The organism is Arthrobacter glycogeni, from assembly GCF_054511155.1.
On the sequence record NZ_JBTNDE010000001.1, the window covers coordinates 36553 to 57226 of the forward strand.

The 20674-nt window shown below is 63.4% G+C and carries 20 protein-coding genes; 8 read left to right on the forward strand and 12 right to left on the reverse strand.

Features of this window, described 5'->3' with window-relative positions:
* Nucleotides 1–5: 5 nt before the first annotated feature.
* Nucleotides 6–437 (reverse strand): HIT family protein, encoded by a 432-nt coding sequence (locus ACX80O_RS00175; protein WP_459332125.1) that lies wholly within the window; start codon nt 435–437, stop codon nt 6–8.
* Between the two features lie 37 nt (nt 438–474).
* Nucleotides 475–1305, reverse strand: coding sequence for a sulfurtransferase (locus ACX80O_RS00180; protein ID WP_459305659.1), 831 nt, complete (start codon nt 1303–1305; stop codon nt 475–477).
* A 137-nt stretch (nt 1306–1442) separates the two neighbouring features.
* Here ACX80O_RS00180 and cds1 point away from each other — a divergent pair, with 137 nt between their 5' ends.
* Nucleotides 1443–2525, forward strand: coding sequence for an L-cysteine desulfhydrase Cds1 (cds1, locus tag ACX80O_RS00185; RefSeq protein WP_459332126.1), 1083 nt, complete (start codon nt 1443–1445; stop codon nt 2523–2525).
* Nucleotides 2526–2571: 46 nt separating this feature from the next.
* A complete protein-coding gene (locus ACX80O_RS00190; RefSeq protein ID WP_459332127.1) occupies nt 2572–4242 on the forward strand; it encodes an alkaline phosphatase D family protein in 1671 nt (556 codons plus the stop codon).
* Here the strand turns inward: ACX80O_RS00190 and ACX80O_RS00195 are convergent.
* Nucleotides 4239–4895 carry an MBL fold metallo-hydrolase gene (locus ACX80O_RS00195; RefSeq protein WP_459332128.1) on the reverse strand — a complete coding sequence of 219 codons (657 nt, stop codon included), beginning with the start codon at nt 4893–4895 and terminating at the stop codon, nt 4239–4241. The genes ACX80O_RS00190 and ACX80O_RS00195 overlap by 4 nt on opposite strands.
* 110 nt (nt 4896–5005) lie before the next feature.
* Here ACX80O_RS00195 and ACX80O_RS00200 point away from each other — a divergent pair, with 110 nt between their 5' ends.
* Nucleotides 5006–5443 (forward strand): Fur family transcriptional regulator, encoded by a 438-nt coding sequence (locus ACX80O_RS00200; RefSeq protein ID WP_459305654.1) that lies wholly within the window; start codon nt 5006–5008, stop codon nt 5441–5443.
* On the opposite strand, the gene ACX80O_RS00205 is transcribed toward ACX80O_RS00200, so the two are convergent.
* The 6 genes from ACX80O_RS00205 to guaB1 form a co-directional block, all read right to left on the reverse strand.
* A complete protein-coding gene (locus ACX80O_RS00205; RefSeq protein ID WP_459332270.1) occupies nt 5440–6300 on the reverse strand; it encodes a metal ABC transporter permease in 861 nt (286 codons plus the stop codon). The two genes, ACX80O_RS00200 and ACX80O_RS00205, sit on opposite strands and share 4 nt — an antisense overlap.
* Nucleotides 6301–6329: 29 nt before the next feature.
* Nucleotides 6330–7175 (reverse strand): metal ABC transporter ATP-binding protein, encoded by an 846-nt coding sequence (locus ACX80O_RS00210; protein ID WP_459332271.1) that lies wholly within the window; start codon nt 7173–7175, stop codon nt 6330–6332.
* A gap of 46 nt (nt 7176–7221) precedes the next feature.
* A complete protein-coding gene (locus ACX80O_RS00215; protein ID WP_459332129.1) occupies nt 7222–8187 on the reverse strand; it encodes a metal ABC transporter solute-binding protein, Zn/Mn family in 966 nt (321 codons plus the stop codon).
* 99 nt (nt 8188–8286) lie between these two features.
* On the reverse strand, nt 8287–9381 hold the full coding sequence (locus ACX80O_RS00220; protein ID WP_459332130.1) for a hemolysin family protein: 1095 nt from the start codon (nt 9379–9381) through the stop codon (nt 8287–8289).
* Entirely contained in the window at nt 9378–10724 is a 1347-nt protein-coding gene (locus tag ACX80O_RS00225; protein ID WP_459305649.1) for a hemolysin family protein, read from the reverse strand. The genes ACX80O_RS00220 and ACX80O_RS00225 overlap by 4 nt, the downstream gene beginning before the upstream one ends.
* A 315-nt stretch (nt 10725–11039) precedes the next feature.
* On the reverse strand, nt 11040–12503 hold the full coding sequence (gene guaB1, locus ACX80O_RS00230) for a GMP reductase (protein WP_459332131.1): 1464 nt from the start codon (nt 12501–12503) through the stop codon (nt 11040–11042).
* A 195-nt stretch (nt 12504–12698) separates the two neighbouring features.
* Between guaB1 and ACX80O_RS00235 the strand changes: the two genes are divergently transcribed.
* The 3 genes from ACX80O_RS00235 (at nt 12699) to ACX80O_RS00245 (ending at nt 17562) form a co-directional block, all read left to right on the forward strand.
* Nucleotides 12699–16610, forward strand: coding sequence for a multifunctional oxoglutarate decarboxylase/oxoglutarate dehydrogenase thiamine pyrophosphate-binding subunit/dihydrolipoyllysine-residue succinyltransferase subunit (locus ACX80O_RS00235; protein ID WP_459305646.1), 3912 nt, complete (start codon nt 12699–12701; stop codon nt 16608–16610).
* Nucleotides 16611–16754: 144 nt separating this feature from the next.
* On the forward strand, nt 16755–17354 hold the full coding sequence (locus ACX80O_RS00240; RefSeq protein WP_459305645.1) for a GDSL-type esterase/lipase family protein: 600 nt from the start codon (nt 16755–16757) through the stop codon (nt 17352–17354).
* Between the two features lie 43 nt (nt 17355–17397).
* Nucleotides 17398–17562 carry a hypothetical protein gene (locus ACX80O_RS00245; RefSeq protein WP_459332132.1) on the forward strand — a complete coding sequence of 55 codons (165 nt, stop codon included), beginning with the start codon at nt 17398–17400 and terminating at the stop codon, nt 17560–17562.
* On the opposite strand, the gene ACX80O_RS00250 is transcribed toward ACX80O_RS00245, so the two are convergent.
* The gene (locus tag ACX80O_RS00250) at nt 17559–18545 is read right to left on the reverse strand and encodes a zinc-binding dehydrogenase (protein ID WP_459305642.1); all 987 of its coding nucleotides are present in this window, start codon (nt 18543–18545) and stop codon (nt 17559–17561) included. The two genes, ACX80O_RS00245 and ACX80O_RS00250, sit on opposite strands and share 4 nt — an antisense overlap.
* Nucleotides 18546–18682: 137 nt before the next feature.
* On the opposite strand from ACX80O_RS00250, the gene ACX80O_RS00255 reads away from it, so the two are divergent.
* Nucleotides 18683–18757 (forward strand): 50S ribosomal protein bL37, encoded by a 75-nt coding sequence (locus ACX80O_RS00255; protein WP_116778527.1) that lies wholly within the window; start codon nt 18683–18685, stop codon nt 18755–18757.
* Between the two features lie 77 nt (nt 18758–18834).
* Here the strand turns inward: ACX80O_RS00255 and rsrA are convergent, their stop codons facing one another.
* On the reverse strand, nt 18835–19095 hold the full coding sequence (gene rsrA, locus ACX80O_RS00260; RefSeq protein ID WP_459305641.1) for a mycothiol system anti-sigma-R factor: 261 nt from the start codon (nt 19093–19095) through the stop codon (nt 18835–18837).
* Nucleotides 19092–19871, reverse strand: coding sequence for a sigma-70 family RNA polymerase sigma factor (locus ACX80O_RS00265; RefSeq protein WP_459305640.1), 780 nt, complete (start codon nt 19869–19871; stop codon nt 19092–19094). The genes rsrA and ACX80O_RS00265 overlap by 4 nt, the downstream gene beginning before the upstream one ends.
* Nucleotides 19872–20084: 213 nt before the next feature.
* Here ACX80O_RS00265 and ACX80O_RS00270 point away from each other — a divergent pair, with 213 nt between their 5' ends.
* Nucleotides 20085–20663: a DoxX family protein gene (locus ACX80O_RS00270; protein WP_459305638.1), complete on the forward strand. Its 579-nt coding sequence runs from the start codon at nt 20085–20087 to the stop codon at nt 20661–20663.
* Nucleotides 20664–20674 lie beyond the last annotated feature (11 nt).

Below are 20674 nucleotides of genomic sequence, written 5' to 3' on the forward strand. Positions count from 1 at the left end.
CCGGGTTAGCCAGCGTCGGGAACGTACACCCCGTGCCCCGCCGCCCGCAGCGCATCCCGCAGTGCGTCAGCGTTGGCGTCCAGCGTGGCCGGATCGGGGTGGTGATCGACGGCGTGCACGTCGAAGTCTTTCGCGCTTTGCGTTGGCCAGACATGAACGTGCAGGTGCGGCACCTCGTAGCCCTCCATCAGCACGCCCACCCGCTTCGGGGCGAATGCGACTGTCTGCGCCTTGGCGATCGTCTGCGCCACTGCCATCACCTTGCTCAGCAGCTCCGGTTCCGCCTCCACCCAGTGCGCCACTTCCCGGCGCGGCAGCACCAGGGTGTGCCCGTCGGTGAGCGGGGCGATGGTGAGGAACGCGACGACGTCGTCGTCCTTCCAGATGAATCGCCCCGGAATGTCGCCGTCGATAATCTTCGTGAACACGGTACTCATGCGAAAACTCCCTACTTCGTGGGATCGGTTTTTGAGGTCAGGCGCCCGTGGCGACGGGCAGGTCCGACCGGGACGACCACTGCGACCAGGACCCCGGGTAAAGCGCGGCAGCATAGCCCGCAATCTCCAGGGCAGCGATCTGGTGGGCGGCGGTAACGCCCGACCCGCAGTACACGGCGACGTCGACGGCATCGCTGACGCCCAGCGCCCTGAAGCGTCCGCGGAGCTCAGCAGGAGGTTTGAAGCGCTGATCCGGGGCGAGATTTTCGGTGGTCGGAGCACTCACCGCGCCGGGAATATGGCCCGCCTTCGGGTCCAGCGGCTCCACCTCACCACGGAATCTCTCGCCAGCACGGGCATCGAGTAGCACGCCATGCCCGGCGATCGACCGGACACCGCTAATGTCGGTGACCGTCATGGACCCGGAAGCCAGTTCCACGTCGCCGAGGCAGTGCTGTTCCTCACCACCCTCGGTCTCGAAGCCGGCACCGGTCCAGGCAGCCAGCCCACCATCGAGCAGCTGCACCGACTCCATTCCCGCCCAGCGCAAGAGCCACCAGAGCCGGGCCGCTGAGGTGTTGCCCGAATTGTCGTACGCCACCACCACGTCACCGTCGTTGATACCCCACTGGCGGGCCGCTTCCTGCAACCGGTCGATGTGGGGCAGCGGGTGCCGGCCCTCCCGGGCTGACGGCTCTCCACTCAGGGTAGCCTCGAGGTCAACGTACACCGCGCCGGGTATATGGGCTGATTGGTAATGACCGTGGCCGTGGGGATCGCCCAACGACCAGCGGACATCCAGCAGGACCGTCTGCAGGCCGGAGGTCATCCGGTCCCGCAGGGCCTGCACGTCCATCAGAGTCTTCATCAAGATCTCCTTTTGAATGTGACCGGCAACACTGCCGGGCCTTATGCGCACCAGTCCATCACAGGCAGGGCCGGTACTCCAATCCGCCGCCAAACACAGCTTCAGGGCGGGGCAGCGCCGGCCGGTAGGCTGAACCAGTGAACACCCTGAGCTCCCTCTCCGACCGGTCCTGGGCTGCCGAAGCCATCCGCCGGATTGAAGCCGAAAACAACCGGTCGGCCGACACCCACCTGTACGCAGTTCCCCTGCCGGAGCACTGGGGAGTTGAGCTGTTCCTCAAGGATGAGTCGACCCACCGCACCGGCAGCCTCAAACACCGGCTGGCGCGCTCCCTGTTCCTGTTCGGCCTGGTCAACGGCTGGATCGCCGAAAACACGACAATTGTCGAGGCATCCAGCGGTTCAACAGCGGTCTCGGAAGCCTATTTCGCCCAACTCCTTGACCTGCCGTTCATCGCCGTCATGACCCGGACCACCAGTAAGGAAAAGATTGACCTGATCGAACAGTACGGTGGGTCCTGCCACTTCGTTGACCACGCCTCCGAGGTGTACGACGCCGCTGCGGACCTGGCGGCGACGGCGGGCGGCCACTACATGGACCAGTTCACGTACGCCGAACGAGCCACCGACTGGCGCGGCAACAACAACATTGCCGAATCGATCTACGGCCAGCTGGCCCTGGAACAACACCCGGTCCCCGACTGGATTGTGGTGGGCGCCGGAACAGGCGGCACCAGCGCAACCATCGGCCGCTATCTCCGGTACCACCGCCATAGCACCCGCCTCGCCGTCGTTGACCCGGAAAATTCAGCCTTCTACCCGGCGTGGCGAACCCCCGGCACCACCGTCGCGGGCAGCCCCTCCCGGATTGAGGGCATCGGACGGCCACGGTTGGAACCCAGCTTTGTGCCCGGCGTCATCGACCACATGATCCAGGTGCCCGACGCCGCATCGGTGGCGGCGATGCGGCACCTGCGCCAGCTCACCGGCCTCCACGCTGGCCCGTCCACCGGCACGAACCTGTGGGGAGTCTGGACCCTGATAGCGAAAATGATCGCCGACGGGCGACGGGGCAGTGTCGTCTCCCTGATGTGTGACGCAGGAACGCGGTACGCTGGCTCGTACAACGACGATGCCTGGCTGGCCGCCCGGGGCCTCGATCCGGCGCCCTCCACGGCACTGCTGGAGGAGTTCTTCGCCACCGGAACCTGGCAGGACTGAACCCGCCAGAATAGCGACAGCGGCGTGAACCGGGTAGAACTGAGTGATGACTGATTCCCTGGTACTTGGTCCAATGATGCGGTACGTCGATCTGACGTCAGCCAGTATCTGGGTGGAAACCCGAGACGCTGCGCAGGTGACCGTCGACGCTGGCGGCCACTCCTGGACCGCCCGGACCTTCGGGGTCCACGGCCACCATTATGCTCTGGTCGAGGCCGACGGCCTGGAACCGGGAAGCGTCACCGAGTACACAGTGTCAATCGACGGTGTTCGGGTGTGGCCCGGGGAGGGGTCGAGCTATCCTCCCTCGATGATTGCCACCCTGACCCCCGACACGCCGATCAAGATGGCGTTCGGTTCCTGCCGGACCAGTGTCCCGCACGACGAGGCCGGCAACAGCAAGCATGGAGTCGACTCGATGCGCGCTTACGCCCTCAATCTGGCGGCCGGGGTCAACGAGGTGGCCTGGCCCGATCTGGTGGTATTCCTGGGCGACCAGGTATACGCCGACGTCACCAGTGACGCCATGCAGGACTTCATCAAAGCCCGGCGGGACATCGAGGAAGAACCCGGCGAGGAGCTGAAGGACTACGAGGAGTATGCCCACCTGTACAACCTGGCGTGGTCCGATGACGCCAACCGGTGGCTGCTCTCCACCCTGCCCAGCGCCATGATTTTCGACGACCACGACATTCGGGACGACTGGAACACATCCTTGAAATGGAAGCATGCCATGGAGAAGACGTCCTGGTGGCAAGGCCGCATCGTCTCGGGGCTGGCCTCCTACTGGGTGCACCAGCACCTGGGCAACCTCTCACCCGAACACCGCGCCCAGGACGAGATCTGGCAGCTGGTCGCCTCACACACCGGCGAAACCGAACTGGACCTCAGCGACGCCCTGGACACGTTCGCCGACCGGACCAATCAGGAGCCGTCAACCTACCGGTGGAGCTTCAGCCGCGAGATCGGCGGCGTCCGGCTCGTGGTCCTCGATTCCCGGGCGGGCCGGGTCCTCGACCCTGACAAGCGGTCAATCCTTGATGACCGGGAGTTGGAGTGGCTCGACGGCCAGCTGCAGGGCGGCTTCCGGCACCTGCTGATCGCCACCTCGCTGCCGTTCCTGCTGCCCACCGGCCTGCACCACATCGAAGCCTGGAACGAAGCGCTCTCCAACGGCGCCTGGGGCAAGGTCGGCGCGAGGATCGGCGAGAAGATGCGGCGCACGGTCGACCTCGAGCACTGGGGAGCCTTCCAGCGGAGCTTCAGGGCCGTGGCCGGGATGGCCGTCGAGGTGGCGGACGGCAAGCGCGGCCCCGCACCCGAAACTGTCACCTTCCTCTCCGGCGACGTGCACTTCTCGTACGTCTCCGAGGTGCAGCGGTCGTCGGGCAGCCGCATCATCCAGGCGGTCTGCTCACCGATCCGTAACCCCCTCCCCCGAGCCATGCGTTTCCTCACCGCCATCCTGTCCTACGGCGTCGCCAGCCCGGTGGGAGCCCTGGTGGCCCGCTCCGCCAAGGTCCCCGACCCGCCGTTCCGCTGGTCGGGCCTGAAGGGGCCATGGTTCGACAACAATCTGGCGGGTCTTCAGGACGGCCCGGACGGCCTGCGGTTCTGGTGGGAGCGCGGCGTCGTGGACGACGGCGACCACCTCTCGCCGCGGCTGGAGGAGGTCGCCACGGTGACGGTGTCCCCCAGAGCCTCCACCACGACCTAAAGCAGCACGCTCTCCCCCGGGTCGAGATGGCGGAATTCGGTACCGTAGAGTCCGCCGAGGCGCGCGACATGGCCCTCAACGAGCTGCCGACCGGCGTCGTTGAGGAGCGCATCGTGGATCTGGAAGGCACGGGCGGCCCTGACGGAGGCCACAAAATCGATCACCTCGCCGGTCCTGGACCAGGGAGCATGCACCGGAACGAGTAGCGTTGACACGTCGACGCCATGCGGGACGACGAAAGAATCCCCCGGGTGGTAGAGCGACCCGTCGATGAAGTAGCCGATGTTCGCCACCATGGGAATGCTCGGATGGATCAGCGCATGCTGGCCGCCGAAGGTCTGCACCTCGAAGCCGGCGATACTGTAGCGCTGCTCCGGCTCGGCTGTGTGTACCCTGCCTGGTTCGTCGTCGAGCCGCGCAGAAAGCACCGTGGCTACCGACGCCGGCGCGTACACCACCAGCGCGGCGTCCTCCCGCAGCGCCTTCATCAGGCGTTCCTCGTCGAAATGATCGGCATGCTGGTGAGTGATGAGCACTGCGTGCGCCCCGGCCACAGCGGTCTCCACCTCGGAAAACGAACCAGGGTCGACGACGAGCACTGCGCCGTCCTTCTCCAGCCGGACACACGCATGAGTGTACTTGGTGAGCTTCATCGCGCCAGCCTACCGCCGGACCGCCCCAGCCAACAGGGCCAGCGGCGGGCCGCTGGTAATCTTGGTCGCGACAGTCAGTAACGCCCACGCCGTCAGGAGCGGATTCACCAGTGTCACCAGTAGCAGAACCGGCAGCCCGTAGAGGCTCAGAGCAGCGGGTCACCAAACAGCGTCTTGCGGTCAGCGCTGCGCTCGATGACCTCGATGATTTTGTCAGTACCCAGGAACTTCATCGCCTGCTGCATACTGCAGGGCACGCCGTATCCCTTGCCACTACCTACCGGATCCTACAATCAATGTCCGAGGATGGCCTGGTCGATGTCCTGCGGAACGGCGAGGGCGAGGCCGTGTATCGACGATGCGATGCACCCCACCACCACCATCATTTGCTCTGCCGGAACTGCGGGCGAGCCGTCGAGATTGAGGCGCCAGCTGTCGAGAAGTGGGCGGCTCGCATCGCCGAGGAACATGGCTACACCGCGGTCGCCCACACAGTGGAAATCTACGGTCTCTGCCCGGCCTGCTCCGCCGAACAGGCCTCCGGTTAGACCGGGCGCACCAGCACCGGGACGGATGTGATCGACGCCGTGCGACGGCCCCGGTGCCGGCTGATCCCCCGGCAGAGAAGGTAGATCAGAAAGGAAATGGTTGTCACGTAGGGGCTGATCGGGATTCGCCCGCCCAGTGCTAGGAGAATCCCTCCCACCACCGAGACGCACGCGAAGACCACGCTGAGCAACACCACAATTCTGGGCGATGACGTCACCTTCAGCGCCGCCGCAGCGGGCGTAATCAGCAGGGCAAGCACCAGCAGCGCGCCGACCACCTGGATGGACAGCGCCACCGACACGCCGAGCAGGAACATGAAGATGATGGACAGCCCGCGCACTGGCACCCCACGCGCTTCCGCCAGGTCGGCGTCGGCGCTGGCAAAAGTGAGCGGCCGCCAGATGGCCAGCAGTGCCACCATCACTGCTACCGCGCATCCGGCCAGCAGGGAAAGCTGGACGTCGTCGACCGACACGATCTGCCCGGTCAGCAGGCCAAACTTGTTGGCTGCCCTGCCCTCGTAGAGGGCAAGGAAGAGGATGCCCAGGCCGAGGCCGAAGGGCATGATCACCCCGATGATCGAATTCCGGTCCCGGGCCCTGATCCCCATGACGCCCAGCAGCACCGCGGCAAGCACCGACCCCACCAGCGACCCGTAGATCACGTTGGCGCCGATGAGCAGCGCGAACGCCGCGCCAGCAAAGGACAGCTCGGCGATGCCGTGCACCGCGAACGCGAGATCCCTCATCATCACGAAGGTGCCGATCAGTCCACCGAGCAGACCGAGCACGGCTCCCGCCCACAGCGAATTCTGCACCAGGGGAAGCAGGTCAGCGTAGTTGTCAAAATTGAACATCGCGGTGAAGATCTCCTGCAGGTCCACTGTCAGTGTCCTTCCGCGTGGTGGTGGGTGGTGTCATCGGGGAGCCCGACGACGATGATCCGCCCCTTGCTGTGCAGCACCTCGACGTTGCTGTTGTACAGCTCGGAGAGCACCTCGCTGGTCATCACTTCATGGGGCGGGCCAACCCTGAATTGTCCGCCGGCAAGATAGAGTACCCGATCGACGTAGTCGATCACGGGGTTGATCTCGTGGGTCACAAAGACGACAGCTGAGTCGTTGTCGCGGCACTGATCGTTGATGAGACCGCTGACCGCCTGCTGGTGGTGCAAGTCCAGCGAGAGCAGCGGCTCATCGCAGAGAAGTACTTGCGGGTTGGTGGCGAGTGCCTGCGCCGCCCGCAGCCGCTGTTGCTCTCCCCCGGACAGCCGCCCTACCGGCGCGTCGGCGTAAGAGGAGGCACCCACCTTGTCCAGCAGCGCGTCGACTCTGGTGGTGTAGTCCCTGCCCCTCCACCGCAGGCCCCAGCGGTGACCGTCGACGCCGAGCCCGACGAGGTCGCGTGCCCGGAGCGGGGTTTCCGGTGGAAAGGACTTTTGCTGGGGAATGTAGCCGATCTCGCGGCTGCCGCGATGCACCTCGGATCCGTTGATTGTTGCCGACCCGGAGTCCAGTTGCTGAAGGCCGAGCAGCACCTTCAGGAGGCTGGTTTTGCCTGACCCGTTGGGCCCGAGCACGGCGAAGAACTCACCCTTCCTGATGTCGAGGTCGAGGTCGCGCCAGAGGATTCGGTCGCCAAGGGAGAGGGATGCCGACCGCAGCCTGACCACCGGTTCGGCGACCGTGCGCTTCCTGGTGGAGGTGTCATGGGTCGAAGCCAGTTGGTTCATCTCCAGCAAAAAGTCAGGGTGGGGTGGCGTTTCCATCAACCAGTGATCAGGGGTTGAGGACACTTTCGATGCCGTCCACATTTGAGGTCATCCAGGACAGGAAGTCTGCCCCATCGGGCACCGTCTCGGTGAAGTTGACGATGTCCACCCCTGCCGCGTCCGCCGCGTCGCGAACGGTCTGGGTCTGGGGACTTTCCGTTTGCTCATTATAGGCAAGGAACGCGAGCGATTCATCTTCCATGAGGGTTGTCATTTCGTTCAGGACAGCTACCGACACATCCGAGCCCTCCTCGATTGCCTCGCTGTAGTCACCTGGTGTGATGTTCTCCAACCCCGCAGCTTCGAGGAGGTACACCGGGACCGGTTCGGTAATAGCAACCGTCTGGCCAGGTGCGGCGCCGCTGATGTCGGTGAGCCGGTCGGTCAGCGTGGTGATACCAGCCGTGAATTCTTCGGCATTGGTGTTGTAGGTTTCGGCATTGTCGGGGTCGATTTTCGAGAGTTTGGCGCCTATCTCTTCAGCGACGGCTCCCATTGCAGCCAGGTCATACCAGACGTGTTCGTTGAACGAGCCGTGCGCTGCGTGTTCTTCCTCAGTTTCGCCCTCATGCTCGCCTTCCCCCTCCTCCTCGAAGCCGGCGATGCTGACTGCCGAGATGACAAATTCGCGATCAACCTCCACCTCGTCGGCCAGCCGTTTCAGGAACGGGTCATAACCGCCTCCGTTCCCGATCAGGAGCTGCGCCTCGGACACCACCAGCTTGTCCTGGACTGTTGCCTCATAGGAATGGGGATCCTGCGACAAGCTATCCACAATCGAGGTGACCGAGACACTACCGCCACCAATGGTCTGCGCAATATCGCCATAGACGTTTGTGGAGGCGACAACCTGAATGCTGTCCTCCGGGGTGCCGGCGGCAGCGTTTCCGCCCTCCGATTGCCCGCACCCGGTCAGCGTAAGCGCCATCGCGGCAACTCCGGCCAGCCCTGTCGTTGTGGAAAGCCGTCGCATGTGTCCCTCGATCTACGTGTGGATGAAACCCGGATTCAATTCCCTACTGCCGAGTCTAACGCAAACGCGAATCATTCGCATGTCGCGACGGATTGCCGGCTATTGGGAGCTGTGGTCCACTGCGACTGCTTCCACGCTGGTGCCGGTACGACGATGGCCCTGATTCTGCGTTGCATCCCGGATTTCACCGATCAGCTGCTCGATCACGTCCTCAAGAAACAGGACGCCGTGAGTTGCCCCGTCCGGACCGAGCACCCGAGCCAGGTGCGAACCGGTGCGTTGCATGGTGCTCAGAGCCGTCTCGATTTCGTCGTCAAGGTTCAGGTTCGCCAAGGTTCGCACCTTGTTCTCGGTGATCGGTTTGGAATACATCTCCTCCGAGATGGACATGATGTCCTTGAGGTGCATGTAACCGGTCAGGACGTCGTTCTCATCCATCAAGACAAAACGGGAGAAACCTGTCCGCCCCACTGCCTTCTCAAAGTCGGCGGGGGTGGAATTGGTACTGACGCTGACCAGCTCGCCAAGCGGCACCATGACAGTGCCGGCCGTCTGACCGGAGAACTCCAGGGCACCCGAGATCAATCCCGAGCCGTCGTCGACAAGCCCGTGGCGGGTGGACTCCTGCACGATCGACTGGACTTCCTCCAGGGTGAAGGATGAGGTCACCTCATCCTTCGGCTCCACCCGCATAGCTCGCAGGATATGGTTTGCCAACCAGTTCAGTGACCCAATAATGGGGTTCACTATCCGGGCAATCATCACCAGTGGTGGGGCCAGCAGTAGCGCAGCCTTATCGGCAACAGAGACCGAGATGTTCTTCGGGACCATTTCGCCGAAGGTCACGTGTAGGAAGGTCACGATCAGCAAAGCGATCGCAAACGCAATGATGTCAGCCGGCCCCGCGGGGATACCCACCGATTCCAGCGGCACCACGAGCAGGTGATGGATGGCCGGCTCGGCCACCTGGAGGATCAGCAGCGAGCAGACGGTGATGCCCAACTGCGCACAGGCGAGCATCAGGGAGACATGCTCCATCGCCCACAGTGTGGTTTTAGCCCGCTTCGAGCCTTCGTCAGCCAGAGGTTCAATCTGGCTGCGCCGCGCCGACATGATCGCAAATTCGGCGCCCACAAAGAAGGCATTGCCAATCAGCAGAACAATCAGCCAGACAATTCCAGCCCAGTCGCTCATCGCTGACCTTCCATCGCGGCGGGTGTGACTCCGCCAGTCTCATCAATCGGCTGCATGGGGATAAAGCTGACCCGGTCGATCCGTCGACCGTCCATGCGCTCCACCTCGAGGACGCCACCGGGCACGTCAACCCGGTCGCCAGGGGTAGCAATCCGACCCAGCTGGGCCATGATGTACCCGGCTACCGTTTCGTAGCCGGCTTCATCAGGCACCGAGAGGTGCGGAATCTGGTCGGTGACCTCGTCGGGCCGCATCAGACCGGGGAAGAACCAGTTACCAGAGGCGCTCTGCAGCACCCCCGGCTTCAGCTTGTCGTGCTCATCGGCAACCTCGCCGACAATTTCTTCAACCAGGTCCTCAAGGGTGACGACGCCGGCCGTTCCGCCGTACTCGTCGAGCACAACTGCCAGCTGAAGGTTTGCCTCGCGCAGTTCCGCCAGCAGAGAGTCCAGGTGGACCGTCTCCGGAACGCGCAGGACTTCGGTCATGATGGTGCCGGCCGGAAGACCCACACGCTTGCTGCGCGGCACAGCCACCGCTTTCTTGACGTGGACTACGCCACGAATATCATCGGGTGAATCGGCGATCAGCGGGAACCGGGAGAATCCGGTCCGTCGGGCGAGGTCGACGACGTCTGCGACGCTTTGATCCGATTCGATGGTTTCCATCCTGATCCGTGGAGTCATCACATCGGCGGCGGTCCGCTCGGAGAAACTGAAAGTCCGTGCCAGGAAGTTGGCCGTGCCGGCGTCCAGAGTACCCATCTCAGCCGATCGGCGAACCAGAGAAGAGAGCTCCGAGGGAGTCCGCGCACCGGAAATCTCCTCCTTGGCCTCCAACCCAAACAGATTCAGCACGCGGTTGGAGAAGCCGTTCAACACGATGATCGCCGGTTTGAAGACTCCCGTGAAGATCAGTTGTGGACGCGCGAGTAGCTTGCCGATCTTGAACGGGAGGGCGATGGCGAGGTTTTTCGGCACCAGTTCGCCGATGAGCATTGAGAGCAGGGTGGCGAGGGTCATCGCAATGACAAGCGATACCGTCCCGAGGATCGCATCAGGGATGCCGAGCGCTGTCAACGGACCCTGGATCAGGCGACCAACCGACGGCTCCATGACATAGCCGGTCAGCAGGGTAGTAAGAGTGATGCCGAGCTGGCAGCTCGAGAGCTGCGTCGACAGGGATTTCAGGCACTTGAGCAGGGGCACTGCGCCCTTGTCTCCATTGTCGACGGCACGCTGAACGTAGGTTTGGTCCAAAGCAACGAGGGAGAACTCAACGGCGACGAAGAATCCGGTGCCGAGGACCAGGAGGACACCCGCTATCAGGAAGTAGATTTCCATCCGGCACTCACCGCCGTCCGGGCACTACGATCCTGGTCGCGGGACAAGCGACGCGAATAACCGGGTAACCCCGATCTAGAAGGCTCCGATAGCGGTTCGGCTGAGCGAACACCCGAAACGCGTGACCCGCTGGCGTCCGGTTCGACGGGGCTCATGACTGGTGCGAGGAGATGATGGGCACTGGTGCGGGGTCTGCCGGCGCACGTCGACCGTGCCGCGGAAACCCGCTGCGCACGCATCGAAGGCCGGCCCCTAGAGGAACTGTCCATAAGACCTCCAGTTTACATCAGGGACCCGCGCACACCAGCTTCGCTGCTACCAGCTTTGCGGAAGTGGCCTGCCCTCTTCGTAGCCGGCGGCCGACTGCACACCCACCACCGCGTTCTCTCTGAACTCGGCGAGGCTCCGCGCCCCGGCATAGGTCATCGAGCTGCGCACACCAGCGGTAATCAGGTCCAGTAGGTCCTCCACCCCGGGGCGGGCCGAGTCAAGGTACATTTTCGACGTCGAGATGCCTTCCTCGAACAACCCCTTCCGGGCTCGTGCGAAGACGTCGTCGCCCAGCGTCCGGTTCTGGACCGCCCGGGCCGAGGCCATGCCGAAGCTCTCCTTATATTGTCTTCCGCTGCTGTCCGTCTGCAGGTCCCCGGGGCTCTCATAGGTTCCGGCGAACCAGGATCCGATCATCACCTGGCTGGCGCCAGCCGCCAGCGCCAACGCCACATCGCGGGGGTACCGCACTCCGCCGTCGGCCCAGACCTGCGCCCCGAGTTCGCGCGCCGCCTCCGAGCACTCCCGTACCGCCGAAAACTGGGGCCTCCCCACCGCGGTCATCATGCGGGTGGTGCACATGGCACCGGGCCCGACGCCGACCTTGACGATGGAGGCGCCCGCCGCCACCAAATCACGGACACCGCCGGCGCTCACCACGTTACCCGCCACGATGGGCACCGGACGGGATACCCCGTTGGCGACCGCACGGACAACCTTCAACGCGTCGAGCATTTTCCGCTGGTGCCCGTGGGCGGTGTCGACCACCAAAACGTCCACCCCGGCGTCCAACAACTCGACAGCCTTGGCTTCGACGTCGCCGTTGATGCCCATTGCCGCCGCAACCCGGAGCGACCCATTGAGGTCAAGGGCCGGCCGATAAATCGTCGATCGGAGGGCACCCTTGCGGGTCAGCACCCCCAGCAGTTCACCAGCGTGGGAGACGGGGGCGAGACTGGTGCTTGCGGCGTCCAATTCCTCGAAGGCACGCTGCAGTCCGGCGTCGACATCACCGACGAACCGGGACGATTCGAAGGTGACGAAACTGGTGCGCATCACCGATTCCAGGGAGGCAAACCGGTCAACCCCCTCACAGTCTGACGACCGGACAATCCCGATGCAGCTGTTCTGTTCATCAACCACCATCACTGCGCCGTGGGACCGTTTATTGATCAGGTGCAGCGCGTCGATCACCGTGTTCCCTGGCTGCAGCTTGAGCGGGGTCTCGTACACGGCATGCCGGCTCTTCACCCAGTGCGTTACCTCAGCGATCACCCCGGAGGGGATGTCCTGCGGCAGGACAGCAAGACCACCCCGGCGGGCCACCGTCTCCGCCATGCGCCGCCCGGTCACGGCCGTCATGTTGGCCACGACCAAAGGGATGGTCGTCCCGGTCAGATCGTCGCTGGAAAGGTCCACATCGAAACGGGAGACCACCTCCGACGCGGACGGGACCAAAAACACGTCCGAATAGGTGAGATCGGTGGCCGGCTGATTGATAAAACGCATGGTGTTGCTCCTGGATTGGCTTCCTGAAAAGTCTAGGTGCTTCCCTGACACTTAGGACATTTAAGGGATTGGCTTGTTACCCGCGACTGTCATTAGACTGGCAGCGGGTCTGTATACAGTTTTGTTTCGCGTTGAACACCGCTGCAGACTTTCCACACCGGGCTCAGGGCAACTTACGGAAGAGGCGTATTACTAGTGCCAGAACAACCGAACCACCGCCTACCTGAAGAATTCGGTGGAAACGAGTGGCTTGTCGATGAGCTGTACGAGCAGTTCCAGCGGGACCGGAATTCCGTTGACAAGAAATGGTGGAAGCTGTTCGATTCATTCACGGCAGAGGACTCTGAGGCCGAAAACGGCCGCCACACCGCACCGCGCTCCGCCGTGCAGAACGACACCAGCGGCGTCCACAACAGCAGCGGCGAGCTTGGCCACAACCCGGCCACCCGCGAACTCCCCGTAGTCAACACTGAAGCGAGCGCCCCCAAGTCCTCCGGCGAGTCCCCTGCCAGCTTTGAGGAGTCGGCAAAGCCGCCGGTTCCCAAGGAGACGCACTCCCCGGCTGCCATTGAGGCGGAGGACAACGCTGATCGGGCCCTGGAGAAGGCAGCCCAGGAAAAAGCCGAGAACCCCGCGGCCAAACCGTCAGACAACGCCAAAACCGAGAAGCCGTCAGCGACGCCGATACCCGCCCAGCTTCCCAAGTCCGACCGCAGCACCGACATGGACGAAGACACGGTCAAGGTCCTTCGTGGGCCAGCCAAGGCGATCGCCACCAACATGGACGCCAGCCTGACGGTTCCCACCGCCACTAGTGTTCGCGCGATTCCCGCGAAGCTTCTGATTGATAACCGTGTGGTCATTAACAACCATCTAGCCCGTTCCCGCGGCGGAAAAGTGTCGTTTACCCATCTGATCGGCTACGCCATCATTCGTGCGCTGGCCCAGTTCCCCTCGCAGAACGTGTATTACGACGTCGTCGACGGCAAGCCCTCCGCAGTCCAGCCCGCACACGTCAACTTCGGTCTCGCCATTGACATGCCGAAACCTGACGGATCCCGCCTGCTGGTGGTCCCGAACATCAAGATGGCCGAAACGATGAACTTCTCGGACTTCTGGCATGCGTATGAGGATCTGGTCAAGAAGGCACGCGGCGGCAAGCTCGGCGCCGACGACTATGCGGGCACCACGGTCTCGCTGACCAACCCGGGCGGAATCGGTACCGTCCACTCGGTGCCACGCCTGTCCAAGGGCCAGGCCTGCATCATCGGTGCCGGCGCCCTCGAGTACCCGGCCGAGTTCCAGGGCTCCAGCGAGAAAACCCTGGCGCAGCACGCGATCAGCAAGACCATCACGCTGACCTCCACCTACGACCACCGCGTCATCCAGGGTGCGGGCAGTGGAGAGTTCCTGCGGATCATCCACCAGCTGCTGCTCGGTGAGCAAGGCTTCTACGACGAGATCTTCGAAGCCCTCCGGATTCCTTACGAGCCGGTCCGGTGGAGCGCGGACATTCAGGTCGACCCGATGGACGAGATCAACAAGGTCGCCCGCATCCAGCAACTGATCCATGCGTACCGGGTTCGCGGCCACCTGATGGCCGACACGAACCCGCTTGAATACGTACAGCGCAAGCACGCCGACCTCGATGTGCGGACCCACGGCCTCACCCTGTGGGATCTGGACCGTGAGTGGCCCACCGGCGGGTTCGGCGGCAAGCCGATGCTGAAGTTCCGCACCATCCTCGGCGTTCTGCGCGACGCCTACTGCCGCACCACCGGCATCGAATACATGCACATCCAGGACCCTGAGGAGCGACAGTGGTTCCAGGACGAACTGGAGCACTCCTACTCCAAGCCCAGCCGCGAGGAGCAGATGCGCGTCCTGCACCAGCTCAACGCTGCTGAAGCATTCGAGACGTTCCTCCAGACCAAGTTCGTGGGGCAGAAGCGTTTCTCCCTTGAGGGTGGCGAGTCGCTCATCCCGCTGCTTGATTCGATCATCTCCAACGCCGCCGACGACGGCCTCGACGAAGTGGCCATTGGGATGGCGCACCGGGGCCGCCTGAACGTGCTGACGAACATTGCCGGGAAAACCTACGGCCAGGTCTTCCGCGAATTCGAGGGCACTCAGGACCCACGCTCGGTCCAGGGTTCGGGTGATGTGAAGTACCACCTCGGCACCGAGGGCACGTTCACGTCCGAGAGCGGCAACGAGACCAAGATTTACCTCGCAGCCAACCCCTCCCACCTGGAGGCGGTGGATTCGGTGCTGGAAGGCATCGTCAGGGCCAAACAGGACCGGCTTGACATGGGCGACGCGTTCCCTGTCCTCCCCGTCCAGATCCACGGCGATGCGGCCTTCGCAGGCCAGGGTGTTGTCGCTGAGACGCTGAACCTCTCCCAGCTCAGGGGCTATCGGACCGGCGGCACCATCCACATCATCGTGAACAACCAGGTGGGGTTCACCACCTCCCCCACGTCGTCGCGGTCCTCGGTGTACTCCACCGATGTGGCGAAGATGGTGCAGGCGCCGATCTTCCACGTCAATGGCGACGACCCGGAGGCAGTGGTCCGCGTGGGCCAGCTCGCCTACCAGTTCCGGCAGAAGTTCAACAAGGACGTTGTAATCGACATGGTGTGCTACCGCCGTCGTGGGCACAACGAGGGCGACGATCCGTCGATGACCCAGCCCATGATGTACAACCTCATCGAGGCGAAACGCTCAGTGCGCAAGCTTTACACCGAAGCTCTGATCGGTCGTGGTGACATCAGCCAGGATGAGGCGGAGCAGGCGCTGCGGGACTACCAGGAGCGCCTGGAGCGGGTCTTCGCTGAGACGCATGCCGCCCAGACATCGCCCATCCCGATCGTCACCAAGGACGCTGCAGCGGTATCGGACATCGAGCGTCCCATGTCGCAGCAGTCCGATACCGGCGTGGGTGTTCCGGCGAGCACAGCAATCACTCCTGAGACCCTCGCCCACATCGGCAAGGTCCACACCGCAATCCCCGAAAACTTCACTGTGCACCCGAAGCTGAAGGCCCTGCTCGACAAGCGCGAACAGATGTCCCGCGAGGGCGGTATCGACTGGGGTTTCGGCGAGCTGGTAGCGTTCGGGTCTCTCCTGATGGAGGGTGTTCCGGTCCGGCTGGCGGGCCAGGACTCCCGCCGGGGAACCTTCGTGCAGCGGCACGCGGTGTTCCACGACCGGGCGACCGGCGAAGAATGGTTGCCGCTTGACGACCTCAGCGAAGCGCAGGCAAGGTTCTGGATCTATGATTCGCTGCTGTCGGAATACGCAGCGATGGGCTTCGAATACGGCTACTCGGTGGAACGTCCTGACGCGCTGGTCCTGTGGGAAGCGCAGTTCGGTGACTTCGTCAACGGTGCCCAGACCATCATCGACGAGTTCATCAGCTCTGCCGAGCAGAAGTGGGGCCAGCGGTCGTCGCTGGTGCTGATGCTGCCGCACGGCTACGAGGGGCAGGGTCCTGACCACTCGTCGGCCCGCATTGAACGCTTCCTGCAGATGTGCGCCGAGGACAACATGGTGGTGGCCAACCCGACTACCGCTGCGTCCCACTTCCACCTCCTGCGCCGCCAGGCGTACACCAGGCCGCGCAAGCCGCTGATCGTTTTCACTCCGAAGCAACTGCTCCGGCTGAAGGCTGCGGCTAGCTCGGTTGAGGACTTTACCACCGGCACCTTCCTTCCGGTGATCCCGGACAAGCAGGAAGCCAACGCCAGCGACGTCGATCATGTGATCCTCGTGTCCGGACGCCTGTACTACGATCTGCTGGCCTCACGTCAGAAGACCGATGACCAGAAGACTGCGATTATCAGGGTGGAGCAACTCGCACCCCTTCCAGTTGAGGCGATCAAGGCAGCCGTCGGCACGTACCCGAACGCTGACCTTGTATGGGCTCAGGACGAACCAGCGAACCAGGGACCTTGGCCGTTTATTGGCTTGAACCTTCCTGAACATCTCGACCGGACGCTGCGGCTGGCATCCCGTCCAGCCTCTGCGTCAACTGCGACCGGTTCGGCCAAGCGCCACGCCGTGGAGCAGGAGATCCTGGTGAAGAAGGCATTCGAACGCAGGTAGCACCTGTCGGGCTGGCAGGTACGTATGATGTTGGGTGGGGTGCCGGCGCACCCCACCCACTAGTTTTTTTGAGCTGGGTCCGAACCTCGGATCTTAGTGGCTAAACGAATGGCAAAATAATGAGCGGACAAAGGTAACCAACCAGTGGAACAACGCAGAATCCGGCTCGCAGCCGTAGGTGACGAACTGCTAGCAGGCCTTGGCGATCCCCGCGCGCTTGGCTGGTTTGGCCGTGTCCTCGCCCGGACCGCCCCCGACGGTGTGGCGCTGCAAGCCTTCACCCTGGCGGCGCCCACAGAGGGCACCGAGGCACTCGCCAACCGGTGGCTACAGGAAAGCGGGCGGCGGTTTGGTGAGGGATTCGAAAACAGGCTGGTGATTGGTCTGTCTGACCGGGACCTCGACCTCGATCTCTCAACAGCGCGCAGCCGGCTCAACCTCGCCAACATTCTCGACGGCGCGGCCCACATGAGCATCAAGGTTCTGGTGGTGGGGCCTCCCCCAGGGCTCGACGCCGAACGGAACCGCAGGCTCGCCGACCTCTCGGCAGCCTTCGCCGACGTCACCACGCGCCGGAAGCACGTCTATGTTGACACGTTCACTCCCCTGCAGGCCCATGAACAATGGCGCAGCGACCTCGCAGCCAATGGCGGCGGCCCGGGCCAGGCCGGCTATGGTCTGATGGCCTGGTTGGTCCTCCATCGCGGCTGGTTCCAATGGCTGGAAGTCCCCGCGCCCGAGTAACACCGCTATCCAGCTAAACGACTATGAAACGGACACTGCAGACATGAAGACCACCCCCATGAAAAAAGTTTCAGCCGCCGCCTTCCTCCTCACCGCCCTCTTCCTCGTAGGCTGCGACACTACGAATGGCGAGGACCAGAACCAGGAACAGCAGCAGGAAGACGGTGACCAGGAGGACGGCGAGTCGGAAGACGGCGACGACGATTAGCCCGCAGCCCCGGGTTGGTGTCTGAAGACGATCTTCCCGAATACTTCCCCGTTGAGCATCTTCCGGAAACCCTTTTCGGCCTGATCGAGGGCGAACACCTCATCGATTGTGGGCCGCACGCCGGTGGCAACGAGGAACCGGGTGAGCCTGATCAGTTCCTCACGGGTGCCCATGGTGGAGCCCAGGACTCTCAGTTGCAGGAAGAACACCCGGTTCAGGTCGGCGCTGGGAGCCGGGCCGCTGGTGGCACCGCAGGTCACCACCGCCCCGCCAGGCTTCAACGACTTTAGTGAGTGTGCCCAGGTGGCGTCGCCCACCGAATCAAAGACGACGTCGACCCGCTCCGGCAGGCGCGCTCCGACGTCGAACACGGCAGCGGCGCCCAGGTCCAGCGCACGTTCCTGCTTGGCCGTACTCCGGCTGGTCGCCCAGACCCGGAAACCGGCTGCGCTGGCCATCGCGATGAGGGCGGTAGCGACACCTCCGCCCGCCCCCTGCACCAGGACGGTGGATCCGGGGGCGGCGGGTGAGACGGTGAACAGCATCCGGTACGCGGTCAACCAGGAGGTGGGCAGGCACGCCGCCTCCTCGAAGCTCAACTCGGGGGGCTTGGGAACGAGGTTGCGCTCTGGCACCCACACGACGTCGGCCATGGCGCCCGGCAGCTTCTCGGACAGTAGGGTGCGCCGGGGGTCGAGGGTTTCGTCCCCCTCCCAGCCGGGGCTGGAAATGACTCCATGCACCAGGACCTCATTGCCGTCGTCGTCCACACCCGCGGCGTCGCAGCCGAGGATCATCGGCAGCTTGTCCGCGCCGAGGCCCACCCCCTTGAGGGACCACAGATCATGGTGGTTCAGAGCGGAGGCCCGGACGGTGACCCGACGGTATCCGTCGGGCGGGTCGCTGGCAGCCAGGTCACCAATAACCAGACCGTTCAGGGGGTCCTCTGCGGAAAACGAGTCAACGTATACAGCGCGGGTCACGTGGTACTCCTTCAGTTCGGGTCCTTCCATCCTAGGACCGAAGGCCCGGGCCGGAACATCGGCGGTTTAGGGGCAGCCCGCCGAAGTGTGGGAGACTGGATGGCAGATCAAAATACTTTAGAAGCAAGGAGGCAGCCATGAGCAAGCGAGCACGCAAGAAGCGCGACCGCAAGAAGGGTGGCGCTAACCACGGTAAGCGCCCCAACGCCTGAGCAGTCGGGCTAGCAGCAAGAAGGGAGCCCCCGCAGCCGATCATCGGCTGCGGGGGCTCCCTTCTTTGTTCCGAGCGTCAGTGCTCGGCGGTTTTGAGCTGGCTGATCCGGTCCAGGATACTGGTCTTCAGGGTGGCTGGTGCCACCTCGGTGCAGGACCGCTTCACCACCGAACGGATGACACACTCAAGGTCGTGCTCCTCGGCGCAGTCGGGGCAATCCTCCAGGTGGTTCTTGATCTCCACGAGGTCGTCATGCGATAAGGCCCCATCGAGGTAGTCATACAGGCGCTCGATCCGGGAATCGGCGCAGTCGCCAAGGCTCTGGCAATCGCTCATTTTCCACTCTCCTGTGTCTTTGCCGCGCCACTGCCCGCCGCCACCTTCGCGACACCCAGGCCGCGATCATGAGCGTATTCGGCCAGCAGTTCCCGCAACAGCTTGCGCCCCCGGTGCAGCCGCGACATGACCGTGCCAATCGGCGTGTTCATAATCTCCGATATTTCTTTGTACGCGTACCCCTCCACATCGGAGAAGTACACGGCCAGCCGGAACTCTTCCGGGATGGCCTGCAGCGCCTGCTTGACGTCCGAATCGGGGAGATGGTCCAGCGCTTCCACCTCGGCCGACCGCAGGCCGGTGGGAGTGTGCTCAGCTGCTTTGGCAAGCTGCCAGTCCTCGATCGTGTCAGAGTGAGACTGCAACGGCTCCCGCTGACGCTTCCGGTACAGGTTGATATACGTGTTGGTGAGGATGCGGTACAGCCAGGCCTTCAGATTGGTGCCGGGCTTGTACTGGTGGAACGCCGAGAACGCCTTGGTGTAGGCCTCCTGCACCAGGTCCTCGGCATCAGCCGGGTTGCGTGCCATCCTCATGGCAGCCGAGTACAGCTGATCCACATACTGCATGGCATCGCGCTCGAAGCGGACTTTGCGATCCGCATCCGATTCAGTTGACACATCCAGCTGATCGTCTTCGACTGGGGCACTGCCTGCCGCGGCTGTTGTATTCATTGAGGAAAAGTCTACGCGCCCGGCTCCCGCTGGCCGCACTGGTGTTACCCTCAGCTGGAAATCGGGCGTCTTACTGACTGTTGGGGCTGTTGCCGTCATCATCCGCCTCTCCGTCGTTCACGTGGTTGGTCGTTCTATTCGCTGTCTGATGTGCATAACCGATGGCCTAGTCCGGTTATTCCGACCAAGGGTGCGGGATAACGCCCCTGGCACGACACTTTGAGGCCGCATCCCAGTTACCCATGTCGCCTTACCAAATTAAAAGTGCAAAACTAGGACTCAGGTTCCCAATCAATCCACAGCCAGGAGGCAATCATGACCCTTGTTCGCGTACTAGCCCGCCCAATGCTCGCCAGTTCGTTCGTGGTAGCCGGGATCGACCGGCTGCGGAACGCCGAGGCCGCTGGCACCCAGCTCCGTCCTACCCTCGACCGCATCAACAGGGCGGTTCCCTCGGCGGCATCGGTAACAGCTAACGAGAAGGTCGTCGCACAGGCGCTCGGGGCGGCGCAGGTTGGCGCTGCAGCTTTACTCGGGATCGGGCGTTTCTCCCGGTTGGCGGCCCTCGTGCTGGTCGGCACGGCTGGCCTTAACACCCTTGTCGACTTCAAGTCGGCCGACTCGTCCACTGCTGAGGCACGGAAGAGCCGACGGAACCAGCTTCTGAAGAACGTGTCACTGATCGGCGCCGTACTGTTGGCCTCCGTGGACACCAACGGGCGACCAGGTCTCGCCTGGCGCGCCGAGCACTTCGCCTCCGACGCGAAGCGCAATGCCAAGGCCTTCAGCCACGACACCCGCAAGAGCACGAAGACCATTGCGCGGGACACCGAGAAGCAGCTGAAGAAGGCCAACAAGTCGGTTCGCAAGACTGCCTCCGACCTGGTGGGCTAGCACCACAGTGA